Origin of the sequence: Rhizobium lentis (assembly GCF_017352135.1) — a bacterium.
GTDB lineage: Bacteria > Pseudomonadota > Alphaproteobacteria > Rhizobiales > Rhizobiaceae > Rhizobium > Rhizobium lentis.
Genome location: NZ_CP071454.1, coordinates 700,827 through 713,903 on the forward strand (window position 1 = coordinate 700,827; position 13,077 = coordinate 713,903).

At 60.4% G+C, this 13,077-nt stretch carries 10 protein-coding genes and 3 pseudogenes; 7 read left to right on the forward strand and 6 right to left on the reverse strand.

The window, feature by feature from the left end; genetic code table 11:
* Positions 1 to 20 precede the first annotated feature (20 nt).
* Positions 21 to 1,226, forward strand: a complete 1,206-nt coding sequence (locus J0663_RS03470; RefSeq protein ID WP_207243076.1) for an MFS transporter — start codon at positions 21 to 23, stop codon at positions 1,224 to 1,226.
* Between the two features lie 81 nt (positions 1,227 to 1,307).
* Positions 1,308 to 2,621, forward strand: coding sequence for an MFS transporter (locus J0663_RS03475; RefSeq protein ID WP_246590363.1), 1,314 nt, complete (start codon positions 1,308 to 1,310; stop codon positions 2,619 to 2,621).
* A 92-nt stretch (positions 2,622 to 2,713) separates the two neighbouring features.
* Here the strand turns inward: J0663_RS03475 and ftrA are convergent, their stop codons facing one another.
* Positions 2,714 to 3,724: a transcriptional regulator FtrA gene (ftrA, locus tag J0663_RS03480; RefSeq protein ID WP_375337169.1), complete on the reverse strand. Its 1,011-nt coding sequence runs from the start codon at positions 3,722 to 3,724 to the stop codon at positions 2,714 to 2,716.
* 69 nt (positions 3,725 to 3,793) lie between these two features.
* Between ftrA and J0663_RS03485 the strand changes: the two genes are divergently transcribed.
* Together J0663_RS03485 and J0663_RS03490 are read left to right on the forward strand one after the other, a co-directional pair.
* On the forward strand, positions 3,794 to 4,174 hold the full coding sequence (locus J0663_RS03485; protein WP_207243078.1) for a nuclear transport factor 2 family protein: 381 nt from the start codon (positions 3,794 to 3,796) through the stop codon (positions 4,172 to 4,174).
* Between the two features lie 30 nt (positions 4,175 to 4,204).
* Positions 4,205 to 4,798, forward strand: a complete 594-nt coding sequence (locus J0663_RS03490; protein ID WP_207243079.1) for a gamma carbonic anhydrase family protein — start codon at positions 4,205 to 4,207, stop codon at positions 4,796 to 4,798.
* Between the two features lie 188 nt (positions 4,799 to 4,986).
* On the opposite strand, the gene J0663_RS03495 is transcribed toward J0663_RS03490, so the two are convergent.
* Positions 4,987 to 5,628: an MFS transporter gene (locus J0663_RS03495; protein ID WP_246590364.1), complete on the reverse strand. Its 642-nt coding sequence runs from the start codon at positions 5,626 to 5,628 to the stop codon at positions 4,987 to 4,989.
* Positions 5,625 to 5,963, reverse strand: coding sequence for an antibiotic biosynthesis monooxygenase (locus J0663_RS03500; RefSeq protein WP_207243080.1), 339 nt, complete (start codon positions 5,961 to 5,963; stop codon positions 5,625 to 5,627). Before J0663_RS03500 ends, J0663_RS03495 begins: the two co-directional genes overlap by 4 nt.
* 108 nt (positions 5,964 to 6,071) lie before the next feature.
* Here J0663_RS03500 and J0663_RS03505 point away from each other — a divergent pair.
* Positions 6,072 to 6,958: pseudogene (locus J0663_RS03505) on the forward strand (LysR family transcriptional regulator).
* Between the two features lie 456 nt (positions 6,959 to 7,414).
* Positions 7,415 to 7,741, forward strand: a complete 327-nt coding sequence (locus J0663_RS03510) for a hypothetical protein (RefSeq protein WP_207243081.1) — start codon at positions 7,415 to 7,417, stop codon at positions 7,739 to 7,741.
* A gap of 16 nt (positions 7,742 to 7,757) precedes the next feature.
* Here J0663_RS03510 and J0663_RS31700 read toward each other — a convergent pair.
* Positions 7,758 to 7,983: pseudogene (locus tag J0663_RS31700) on the reverse strand (helix-turn-helix domain-containing protein); the annotation flags it as partial.
* Between the two features lie 224 nt (positions 7,984 to 8,207).
* Between J0663_RS31700 and leuS the strand changes: the two are divergent.
* Positions 8,208 to 10,730 (forward strand): annotated as a pseudogene (gene leuS, locus J0663_RS03520) (leucine--tRNA ligase).
* A gap of 275 nt (positions 10,731 to 11,005) precedes the next feature.
* On the opposite strand, the gene J0663_RS03525 reads toward leuS, so the two are convergent.
* Entirely contained in the window at positions 11,006 to 12,604 is a 1,599-nt protein-coding gene (locus J0663_RS03525) for an MFS transporter (RefSeq protein ID WP_207243082.1), read from the reverse strand.
* Positions 12,601 to 13,044 (reverse strand): DoxX family protein, encoded by a 444-nt coding sequence (locus J0663_RS03530; protein ID WP_207243083.1) that lies wholly within the window; start codon positions 13,042 to 13,044, stop codon positions 12,601 to 12,603. The genes J0663_RS03525 and J0663_RS03530 overlap by 4 nt, the downstream gene beginning before the upstream one ends.
* Between the last annotated feature and the right edge of the window lie 33 nt (positions 13,045 to 13,077).

Sequence of the window (13,077 nt, forward strand, 5' to 3'; positions counted from 1 at the left end):
TTCCAGCAAGAGAAAATCATATGTCCCTATCACACACGATGCAACGCGAAAGCGCTCGCCGAACATCTGCTTCCACCGTCTTGACGATCATTGCGATTCTCGCGGTCGCTTTGAATTTGCGCCCGGCTCTTGCAGCGATCGGCCCAGTCCTCGACCGCATCGAGGCAGCTACAGGCCTCACATCGACCGGTGCTGGCCTGCTTACCACCCTCCCAGTCTTCCTGATGGGGCTCGGGGCTTTGGCTGCGTCTTCCCTCCAGACACGGGCGGGCGAACGACGTGGTATTGTCCTCGGCATTGTCATCATCGCGCTATCGTGCCTAGCGCGCTACGTCTGGCCCTCCAACTACGGGCTTTTGGCCAGTGCTGCCGCGTGCGGTATCGGGATCGCCATCGTGCAAGCCTTGATGCCGGGTTTCGTCAAACGGGTCTTTGCGCTCGATGCTGGCCGTATCATGGGCCTGTATTCGACCGGCATCATGGGAGGTGCCACATTGGCAGCCGCGACTGCAGCTTGTTTGTCTCGCCACCTGGGTTGGGAAATGATGCTGGGATTGTGGGGGGTGCCAGCTCTCCTTGCGCTTGTCCTGTGGCAAGCGGCATCATCTTCGGATCCTTCGCGGCAAAGATCGGAAACCGATAAAATTAGCAGTCGATCCCCCTCGCGAAGTGGGAGAGCATGGCTCCTTCTTCTCTTCTTTGGCGTCGGCACGGGCGCGTATACGCTTGTTCTCGCGTGGCTGCCGCCCTTCTATATAGAATTGGGACGCACTGAAGATGCCGCCGGTTATTTGCTTGCGGGGCTCACTCTGATCGAGGTTCTTGCTGGTCTTATCGTATCGGCAGTGATCAACCGATTCCCCGATCGGCGAGGGCCGCTTGCTGCCGCTCTTCTTGCCATTCTCGGCGGCCTGGTTTGCCTGATAACGATGCCGTTGACGCTTGCACTCCCGGCAATGATCCTGCTTGGGCTCGGTATCGGCTCGCTGTTCCCGCTATCGCTGATCGTCACGCTCGATCACGCCGACGACCCTGCCCGCGCCGGTCGCCTCACGGCCTTCGTGCAGGGAGGCGGGTACATGATCGCAAGCATCATGCCTTTCGTCGCCGGGTGGATGCGAAGCCATTCGAATGGCTTATCCCAGGCCTGGGTCATGATGGCAGCCGGCATCGTGCTGCTCCTTGTGATTGCGCTCCGATTCTCGCCAGGAAGGCGCGTGATTTGATTGTATCCGTGGCGAGTGAGGTCGGAGAACCTCTCATTTCGCGCGTTGCCAAAGGTCGTGTTTCATCTAATGAGAGATCGGGTGGGCGAGGACGGTTATCGCTGCGATGACGGCGCTAGGTTCCAGACGGTGCAAATGACGAATAATAGACAACGACTGAACTATGTCCTGCTCCTCATCGCGGGCTCCGGATCCGTGACGATCGCGCGGGCCATGACGCTCTCGTTCCTTGCCATCAAGCTGCAGCAGTCCTTCGGCCTCGGCCCGGCCATGATTGGAGCTCTTCTGGGGATCGGTCCCCTGCTAGGCGCTATCGCAGCCCCCTTCGCAGGCACATTATCGGATCGGCTGGGGCGGAAAACCATGCTGACGGTCACCCTCCTTTCCATGGCGCTTGCATTGGTTGGAATGGGGGTCGCCGAAACGGTTGTCGCATTTTGCATTGCTCAGGTCGCCGCCGCCGTGGCGCTCGCGATCTATGAGCCGATTTCACGCGCGTTGATGAGTGACGTGTGCCCCGAACGCCTCCGGCTCAAGTATTTTTCCTGGCGGTACACGGCCACGAATGTGGGGTGGGCCGTTGGACCGTTGATGGGGATTGCTGCTGGTGCCGCATCCACCGCTCTTTTTGTCATTGCGGGCCTTGTCTACGCGATGTTCGCGCTGGTCTTGCACCTATTGAATGTGCCGATTCCCCAAAGCGATGATGGTTCCCGAGCATCTGCTAACGCGCCATTGCTTGAGAGCCTGAAGGCGGCGATCCGCGATCCACGGCTGGCCTTCTTTATCAGTGGCGGTACATTGCTGATCGCCGTCTATGGCCAATGGTCAGCGACACTGGCTCCGTACCTCACCGGAAATGTTGCCGGAGGCGTGGAAATCTATGCCCGTCTCGTTTCGATCAACGGTGCAGTCGTCCTGATCGGGAACCCCTTCGCCCGCCGGTTCATCGAACGCGCAGGCGCCCTCAACGGCCTCGTGATCGGATGCATCCTGTTTGCTTTAGGTGAGATCGGCTTCCTTGGCGCCGCTGGATTTTGGGGGCTGGCGTTTTCGATGATCGTGTTCACGATCGGCGAGATCCTCGTCGTGCCATCCGAATACATGCTGGTCGACGGCATTGCGCATGATCGGAACAGAGGCAGTTATTTCGGCGCGCACTCGTTTTCGACCATCGGCAATTTCATCGGGCCGACTCTTGGGGGCTTCATGCTGGGCGCTTTTGGCGGGCCCGGCATGTTTCTGCTGTTTGCAGGATTTGCGACCATCAGCGCAATTCTGTTCGCGATCGGTACGCGCATGCCGCCGCCGAAACCAGCGATACGGCAATTCGCAGCAGGCTCGCGGGAAGCTGCAACCGGGCCATACTTGCGTGGTGCCTATCCTGTTTCATGAAACGTGACATTCGCGGGAAAGATCTGCAATTCGACCATCGCGAAAATGCGCGCCTCACGAAAGTTGAATGGGGCATTTCAGAGAGGACTGGCCTACTCCGCCGGCTGCGCAAAACGATCACGGTAGATCGACGGGCTGACGCCATAATGCCGACCAAACTGAAGCCTCAGGTTTTCGGCACTTCCCAACCCAGTCACCCTTGCAATGTCATCGGGGGCGGCAGCACCAGTCTCCAGCAGGATGCGGGCTTGTTCAAGCCGCTCCCTCAGGATCCACTTGAGCGGGGACAAACCGGTCAGGGACCGAAAGCGACGCTGAAAGGTGCGTTCGCTCATGCCCGCGTGGCGAGCGAGAGCACTGATTGTGTGCGGATCGTCAAGGTTGGCCAGGATGTGATTGAGGATCGACGACAACCGATCGGCCTCTCGCCTCAATGGCACGGGACGCTCGATAAACTGGGATTGCCCTCCCTGGCGATGGCTATACATCACCAGACGACGCGCCACGGTATTGGCAAGATCAGCCCCGAAATCCGAACGGACGATATGCAGGCAAAGATCGATGCCCGCTGAGCTGCCTGCCGAGGTGAGTATGTCACCCTCATCGATATAGAGGCAATTCGCGTCAATCTCGATAGCGGGATAGCGCCGGGCCAAGCCCTCGGCAAAACGCCAATGCGTTGTGGCGCGACGGCCATTGAGCAAACCGGCGGCCGCCAGCACATAGGCGCCCCCACAGATGGAGACGACGCGGGCGCCGCCCTCATGAGCGCGGAGCAATGCCTTGCAGATCTGTTCTGGTACCGGTTCATCGGGTCCGCGCCAGCCGGGGACGATGATTGTTCCCGCCTGGTACAGATCGGTCTCGGTGCCTGTTGCCGCGATCGTCAGGCCACCACAGGCATGAAGAGGCCGATCCTCCAGTGAGACCGATTTGAACTGATACCAGTCGGGACCAGCCTCAGGGCGATCCAGCCCAAAAACTTCGGCAGTGATGCCAAATTCGAAGGTGCAGAGGCCGTCATAGACCAGGCTGACGACACGTCTGTTTGCAGGAAAGCGCGGGTTCTCGGTTTTTGGCATGAATGCCGTCTTATCTGGCAATCCCGCCACTGGCAACTCGAGCTGTCGGCGTGCAACACGGTCACTCGTCTACCAACATGGAGAAGTCAGATGAGCCGCGATACGGAATTGCTGAACGCGATACAAACCTATTTCGACGCCCTTTACGCCTGCGATCTCTCGCTCTTTGACCAGGTCTTTCATCCGGCTTCGAGCCTGTTCGACGCCGACGAGGGTGACATCGCGGTCGATCCGATTGCAGACTATCGCCAGGTGATCGCCAGGCGTGAGTCTCCTGCAAGCCGCTCACAGGAGCGCGAAGACGAGATCATCCTCATCGACTGGCTTTCGCCAACTGCCGCCACCGTGAAGGTCCGGCTGCGAATCCACGCGAACGTCTTCATCGATCATCTCTGCTTCGTAAAAGGTATTGATGGCTGGCGGATCGTCGCAAAGATCTGGCACCTCGAACGTGCAACGACAACGGCGTAGCAGCCAAGATCGAGATAGGAGGATAAGAACATGACTATATCCTACGAAGAACAGTCACCATCGGTTGATCCCGATGCCTGGGTTGCGCAAGATGCGACGGTCTGTGGTGATGTTGTCATCGGTGCGGGCAGCAGGATTATGCATGGTGCTCGCCTGGTGGCGGAGGCCGGCGGCTCCATCCGCATCGGACGGAACTGCATCGTGCTCGAAAACGCGGTGATCCGGGCCACGGGCCGCCACGATTGCAGAGTGGGCGACCACTGCATAGTCGGGCCCAACAGTCATGTGGTCGGTGCCCAGATTGGCGACGAGGTGTTCATCGCGACCGGAGCTGCCGTGTTCCACGGGGCGCACATCGGGCGCGGATCGGAAGTCCGCATCAACGCAACCGTGCATCTGCGAACGCGGCTGGAACCGGGCTCGACAGTGCCAATCGGATGGGTCGCAGTCGGCGATCCCGCAGAAATTCTGCCCCCGGACCAGCATGAGAAAATCTGGGACATTCAAAGGACGCTCGATTTTCCCGGATTTGTATATGGGGTGGATAGAAGCCAGCCCGACGTCATGAAAAACATCACGGTTTCCCTCTCAAAGGCTCTTGGAGCACCTCAAGCCGATGGCTGAGGCTAGGAAGCCAGTTTCACCCTCCAGCCAACGTTTGCTCTGAGCCGACAGCGGAAGACCGATACTGACAAGTGCGGAACCCCCGAAAACAAGAAGGACACTGTCGATCTGGCCCGTCATGCGATGGCCGACCAGAAGTGGCGCGATGTAGGTGTAGAGGAGGTTATGGGCCAGGACGAAGCAGAGCGTCACCGCCAGCACCGGGCGTACGCCCGGAACCACAAAGACCTGGGCCAAGGAAGGGCGTTGCGTTTCAGGCTCGCCGGCGAAATCCGGCACCTTCGCGATTGTCCAGCCAGCAGCAACGCGATCACGCTGAGCAATCCGAAGGTCAGTCGCCAACCGGCGAGGTTGCCGATAAATGTGCCGGCCGGGATGCCGATGGAGAGCGCCAACGGCGTCCCCGCCATCGCAATGGCCATGGCCCGGCCAGCGAGGCCGGGCGGTGCCATGCGAACAGTATAGCCGGCCAGCAACGCCCACAGCAGGCCGGCCGATACACCGCCGACGAAACGTGCCGTCATCGCGACGATAAAACTCGCTGTCAGGGCCGTAATCAGATTGGCGATAGCGAAACCGATGATGGCTCCGAGCAGGAGTGGTCGCCTGCGCCAGCTTCGCGTTGCTGCCGTCAGCGGGATCGCTGCGAGCAGCGATCCAAGCGCATAGATACTGATCCATTGTCCCGCCATGGCCTCGCTCACCCCCAGCGACACCCCGATCTGCCGAAGCAGACCGGCCGGGAGGGCCTCCGTCAGGATGGTGACGAAACCGGCAACCGCCAGTGCGCATAGCCCCGCTACCGGCATCCGTTCGACCTGCGTCGTCACGTTGAGGCCTTCGGCAGCACCAGGTCGCCAACGGTGTAGGTGTGAAACTCGCTCGACGAGACGGTGTCGAGCTTGCGGAACTTTTCGAGGAATACCGGATCGGAAAAGAAAATCTCGACGTCGCCTGGGTCTGAGATCGCCTCGATATTCACGACCGTCAGCCCATCCGTACTCTTGGCAAGGTTGCTCCACAGAAAACCTGGCTTCCGCTCGGCGACATAGTGGACAACATCCTGGATGAGCCGAAAGGCTTCCTCCTGCTTGCCAGGATGAACGTGGATCACGTTGATGATGAAAGTCGTCGGGGTGGGCTGGGTCGTGAAGGCGGGAATCATGTTCGTCTCCTTGGTTTAGTAAAGCCAAGAGATAGCGGTCGGCTTGTCGCGGAAAAATAGGCCATTGTTCCGATGACTACGGAATATGATTCCTGTAATGATCAAAGCATGGACAAACTCACGGCGTTCGACTCCTTCGTGCAATCGGCTGAAACCGGCAGCTTCGTGGCGGCTGGCCGCAAGCTCGGCCTTTCCGCCTCTGCGGTTGGTAAGGCGGTGGTCCGACTGGAACAACGGCTGGATGTGCGCCTGTTCCATCGCAACACGCGCAACATGACCCTGACCGAAGAGGGGCGGCTGTTCTTCGAACGCTGCCGCCGCATCTTCGATGAGGTCGAGGCAGCGGAAGCCGAGCTTGCCCGATCCAATCGGACGCCGAGAGGGCGGCTGCGGGTCAGTCTGCCGCTGGTCGGCATGCTGCTGACCCCGGTGATGGCAAAGTTCATGGCGCCTGGCCAGAGGTGCAACTCGACCTCGATTTCAGCGATCGGCTGGTGGACGTCGTGGAAGAAGGGTTCGATGCCGTCATTCGCACCGGGCAACCATCGGACAGCCGGTTGATGAGCCGGAATGTCGGCCGGTTCAAACTCAAGATCGTCGCCTCACCCCACTATCTGGCGCAATGCGGAGTGCCGGAAACCCCCGACGATCTGGCGCAGCATCAGTGTCTTCACCAACGGTCGCCCAGCACCTGCAAGATCCGACCCTGGCCGTTTGCTCGCGGGGAACGGCAGGCGAAGATTGTCCTGCCCGAACGGATGAGCGCGACGGCGGTCGATCCTCTGATCGAGTTGGCGATCGAGGGGCTGGGCATTGCCTGTCTGCCGCCCTTTGCGATCCGTGACGAGATCGCTGACGGCCGTCTCGTGTCGATTTTGGACGAGTGGGTGGAAGAGGCTGATCAGTTCAACGTGCTCTGGCCGGCCAGCCGCCAGATCACGCCCAAACTGAGGGCGTTCGTCGACTTCATGGCCGAGCATCTGCAGCCGCAATAGGCATCGCATATCGCGCCGGTTCGTCCCGTTTTCGCTGTCATGGTGGCGAGCGGAGCGGCGGCTTGACGCGAGGTGCGGAAATCGGCGGCGTTTGCGTAGCTATCGCGCAGGGTATCGCGGAACGGAGAGGATCCGAACCCAGCTTAAGGGAGGGCTATAGCGTAGACATAGTTCTCATCATCACCCGGTGCGGCGCGCCATCACCTTATCGAAATTGTTGTTTTATCGGCTTTTGCGCTCTTCCTCAAAACGGCAATATCGGCAGCGCAACGCTAACCGCTCCGGAAAACTCTTTGTTTTCATTCAATATCGGCGAATAGCGGCCGCAGCCGGCGTTAGCACGGTGTTAGCGTAAGTCACCTACCATAGCGACATTATTGGAAACCCGCTTTGTCCGTTGCAACGGGGCAAATGGACGGTGGCGATCCCGGAAACGCCACGGCTTACGGAGATTACATGAAACCGGTTCTAGCCAGCCTGATTTTGTCGTCTGCCATGCTGCTATCCAGCGCGTCGGGATTTGCCGCTTCTCGCGGATGGCAGTCGGATGGGCAAGGCACGAGATACTGGCACGTCACCCCGTCGCCTGGGCAATGCAATATAAGTCAGGCGAAAAACCGGGCGCTTCGGGCCGGCATCTATCGTAGCGAGATCATACAGCAGGATGAGAATATCATCGTGCTCAGAGGTCTGGATGAATCGGGCGACCGGCGAACGATCGGTTTCGGCAACATCAGGGGCTGCCCTGAGTTGGAAGGCTATGAGGAAAGCCCGAACTTCTGAGGGCATGGTTAAAGCCGACCATTGTCGTAACTGGCTCCGGCAACTGATCGCATAGCGCATCGGACGACGCGACCGGTCGGTCAGGACCTCCAGCCCGTCCTCCTTGTAGCGATTGGAGGTCTTGTAGCCAGTCTGCGCGAGATGCCGAACTCCCGGCACACATCGCTCATGCCTTCGCCCTCAAGCAGCCGGCGTCTCCGGCACAAAACGTCACCCTTCTCTCGGGAAGGACATTGGCACATCGTCAAACCAACCGCGCCGCCGGCGTCTGGACAGGAAAGCGGTTCCGTGTCATCAAAAAAGACATGAACACCGCGCGCACCAATTCAAAGCTCCTACTCGCCATCATTCCTATGGTGGGTTAGCACGCGCTTGCGTTTTTAAAGATGCAGCAACCCGCCGAAGAGGCGGGTTTTTTGTTGCCATTCCTCTTCGGTCGGAATTTCGAGACAGAAGGGAATTCGCAATGCCCTATGACCCCAAGACGATCGAGCCGCGGTGGCAGCGATACTGGGAGGAAAACCAGACGTTCAGAACCGGGGACGACCAAAGCCGTCCGAAGTATTATGTCCTGGACATGTTTCCCTATCCGTCCGGCGACGGCCTGCATGTCGGTCATCCGGAAGGCTATACCGCGACCGACGTCGTGGCCCGGTACAAGCGCATGATGGGCTTCAATGTCCTGCATCCGATGGGGTGGGACGCCTACGGGCTGCCTGCCGAGCGATATGCCGTGCGGACCGGTGTCCATCCGGCCGTCACCACGCGGAGCAACATCGCGAATTTCAGGAAGCAGGTCCGGCGTCTCGGCTTTTCCTACGATTGGAGCCGGGAGATTTCGACCACCGATCCCGAGTTCGTGCGATAGACGCAATGGATCTTCCTGCAAATGTATAAGGCCGGCTTGGCCTACCAGGCGGACGTTGCCGTCAACTGGTGCCCGGCACAAGGCACGGTGCTGGCCAACGAGGAGGTGAAAGACGGCCGCTACGTGGAAACCGGAGACCCGGTGGAACGTCGCACGATGCGTCAGTGGATGCTGAAAATCACCGCCTATGCCGACCGCCTGCTCGCGGATCTGGACGAGTTGGACTGGCCTGATGGTATCAAGGCGATGCAGCGCAACTGGATCGGCAGATCAGAAGGCGCTGAAGTAACTTTCGATGTCGAGGATAGCGAGAGTTCCCTGACGGTTTACACCACCCGTCCGGAAACGATCTTCGGCGCTACCTTCATCATCCTCTCCCCTGAGCACCCTGCCATCGATGCCATCGCTTCCGTCGGCCAACGCGCAGAGGTCGACGCCTACCGCGCCCGCGCGGCGGCAATGAGCGCAATAGAGAAGTCGCAAGCCCAATGGAAAAGCGGAGTCTTCACCGGAGCCTATGCGATCAACCCGGCGAATGGTGCGCGGATTCCGGTATGGGTCGCCGACTACGTGCTGAGCTACGGCACCGGAGCAATCATGGCCGTTCCCGCCCATGACGACCGCGACCGCGGTTTCGCTGAGGAGTTCGGGCTGCCGATCGTCGAAGTCGTGTCGGCGTCTGGCTCCCCCTCCGGCGACGTGCCGCCCGCTGCGCGGACTGGCGAAGGCGTCATGGTCAACTCCGGCTTCATGGATGGAATGCAGACGAAAACGGCGAGAACGGCGGCCATCGCATGGATGACCAAGCAGGGCGTTGGTGTCGGGCGCGTCGAGTACAAGCTGCGCGACTGGCTGTTCTCGCGGCAGAGATACTGGGGAGAGCCCTTTCCTATGCTGCATGCCGCCGACGGCAGTATCGTGCCCCTGCCGGAGGACGCCTTGCCGCTGCTGCCTCCCGAACTGGATGAGTACAGGCCAACGCCGGACGGGGAGCCGCCGCTGGCACGGGCGGGCGATTGGGTGCGAACGGTCGATCCGAAATCCGGCATGGAAGCTCTGCGGGAAACCAACACGATGCCGCAATGGGCGGGATCGTGCTGGTATTACCTGCGCTTTGCCGATCCTTCGAACGGAGCCGCACCGATCGATCCCGAGAAGGAGAAATACTGGCTGCCCGTCGATCTCTATGTGGGAGGAGCCGAGCATGCGGTGCTGCATCTGCTTTACGCGCGCTTCTGGCACAAAGTCCTGTTCGACATCGGCGTCGTGACATTCAAAGAGCCGTTCCGCAAGCTGTTCAACCAGGGAATGATCCTGGCCTTCAGCTACAAGGATGCGGCTGGGAGATACTATCGACCCGAAGACGCGGCCGAGCGGGACGGCCGCTGGTATGTCGGCGAAATCGAGGTCGAGCGCCAGATCGAGAAGATGTCGAAGTCGAGGTTCAACGTCGTCAATCCTGACGAGGTGGTCGAACGATACGGCGCCGACGCCTTGCGCCTGTATGAACTCTTCATGGGGCCGTTGGACGTCGCCAAGCGGTGGCAAATGGCGGGCGTCGCCGGGGTCAGCCGCTTCCTCCATCGCGTCTGGCGGATTGCCATTGGGGAGGACGGCATGGTGTCGAGCAAAATCATCGAGGCGAAGCCGTCCCCGGAGATCGCGCGCGTTCTTCACAAGACGATCAAGGCTGTCGGCAACGACATCGAGGCCCTGCGTTTCAACACGGCGATCTCAAAGCTGATGGAGCTGTCAAACGCATTGACGGGCCTAGACAGCAAGCCGCGCTCAGCAGTCCAATCCTTCGTTCTGCTGCTGGCACCCTTCGCTCCGCACATTGCCGAGGAACTCTGGAGAAGGCTGGGGCATCCGGAAAGTCTGGCCCATGAACCCTGGCCGACATACGACCCCACTCTCGCCGACGATGATGTGAGCGAATTTATCGTTCAGGTGAACGGCAAGCTGCGTGGCAGGATTCAGGCTCCCGCGACGCTCGCCGCGGATGAACTCGTCAGGCTGGCTGCGCAGGAGCCTGACGTTCGCTCGAGGTTGACGGGGATGACGGTGCTCAAGGAAATCGTCGTTCCTGGACGGCTGGTGAACTTCGTGCTTGCGCCATAGCACCGGGCCGCCGTGGAACGTGGTCGAGGCTATCGGCCACGCCTCCCTTCCAACTGGTCGCCCCAGTTTGGTCAGGCGAAGACAAGCGGACCGGGGCATCTCATGAATCGTCAGCCCAGTTTTCAAGATCACATGGTTCGGTGACGGCCGTAGCCGCCACCGTTAGAGCACTTCCGTTTTTCTTCGAATCAGGGAAATGCTCTATCTCTTTGTTTTCACGCACTTCCGGACGCAAACCGTTACACACTTTTGCTGGAATTGCTCTAGTTTGCCCGTCACGCTGCCCAAGGTCGATTGATCGTCAGGAAGTGACGGACAACGGGCTTATCGGTACCGACATGGTAGGCCAGCACCTTGCCCTGCAGGTCGGCGTCCGCGTTGGAAACCCGCTTGTGCTGGCGAAGATGTTCAGCCCAGGATTCAACCATGAACCACTCCACGATCTTCTCCGGGTCGGCCGAGTCCTCGGTGACGCCCCATCCGTAGGCACCGTCCCGGCGGCGCTCCTTGGAAAGATGGTCGAGGGCATGCAGGAATGCGCTCCGGTGCTGCTTCTCGATCTTGTACTCGATCAGGATCAGAACCGGGCCACGGTCATGGGCAACGGGTTCGGCGACAAGAGGCTCGGGCCAGTGGTTCGACGGCACCAGGTCGGCGTCGCCGGCCGGAAGCTTCACGCGGTGCATGATGAATCCGGCGGTGAGCAGGCCGATGGCCCCGACGATCAAGGTGGACTGGATGCCGACAGCCTCGCCGACCGCACCCCAACCAAGACTTCCGGCTGTCATCGCACCGTTGAAGACGGTCAGGTAGACGGCAAGACCACGACCTCGCACCCAGTTGGGAAGGACGGACTGCGCGGTGCCGTTGAGCGTTGTCAGCGCGGTAATCCAAGCACCACCGAGGAAGAGAAGGACGATGATGGCAACCCATTTCGGTGGAGCGAGAGCAAGGACTCCCATGACGGCTGAGGTGATCACCGCCGCGCCGAGAAGCAGGCCGTCGGAACTCAGGCGTTGGCGCAGCTTAGGCATCACCAGGGCTCCACCGATCGCGCCTGCACCGACTGCACCGAGCAGGATACCGTAGAAGCTGGCATCACCACCGAGCAGTTGGCGGGCAACGAGGGGGAGAAGAGCCCAGACCGCGCTGGCGAAGGCGAAGAAGATCGCGGCGCGCAGGAGGACGACGTGCAGTGGCGTGCTCGAGCGGGTGTAGCGAAGTCCGGCTCGAAAGGCGCCAAAAAAGTTCTCTTGGAGAGCGTCGTTGGCGTTCTGGGGGCGCGGCCACCAGACGAGAGCTGCGATCACCACGAGGTAGCTGGCAACGTCCGCGCCATAGGTGATCCCCGCGCCGAAGGCTGCGAGAAGCAGGCCGCCCGCAGCAGGGCCGATGGAGCGAGCGATGTTGATGCCCAGCGAGTTCAGCGCCACCGCGCTCTTTACGTCCTCGCGCTTCACCAATTCCGGAACGATCGCCTGCCAGGTCGGCCCCATCAGCGCGGCCCCAATCCCGCCGAGGAAGGTCAACCCGATCAGAGCGCTGACCGAGAGCATGCCCGTCTGCGAGAGGAGCATCAGCGAAATGCTGACGGAGGCCAGTAGCACCTGGACGGCGATCAGGAACTTGCGGCGATCGAGGATGTCGGTGAGAACGCCTGCCGGAATGGCAAGCAGGAAAATCGGCAGGGTTCCGGCCGCCTGGACCATGGCGACCGCGGCCGGCGATGCCGAAAGATCCGTCATCAGCCAGGAGCTTGCGACATCGCGCATGAAGCTTCCGGTATTGCCAATCACGGTGGCGATCCAAAGGACCGCGAAGACGGGCTGGGCAAGGGGCGCAAAGGTTCCCCCGGATGTTTTTGCGGCGCTCATTTGCCTGCTCCCTTCGTGAGGTCGAATGCGGCGACGAAGACGAATGCGCCAGCAAGGCCGAGATGCTCGAAGAAGGCGTTGATCGCCATCATGCGGTCCATGCCAGGCGCCATTTCCCAGAAGCGGAGGGCGATGAAGGTTGCGACAAGCGTGAAGCCGGACAGTGCGAGTGCGCCTGCCCACCGCAGGAAGCCGGAGATCACCATGGCGGAGGCCGTCAGTTCGAAGACGATGACGGCAACCGCGAAGAAAACGGCTGGGTGAAGACCGAAGTGATCCATCTCGGCCAGGGCACCATTGAAGTCATAGATTTTGCTGATCGGGCCTTGGATGTAGGCTGCGCAGAGAGCGACGAGAGACATCGTCCGGGTGACCGGAGAGCGGACAGCGCGTTCCATACTGCTTCGGACCGGGTTGGATATATGAGATTGGAAGGTCATTTCAGCTCCTGCATGTTCGCCGTCGAGCGGCCG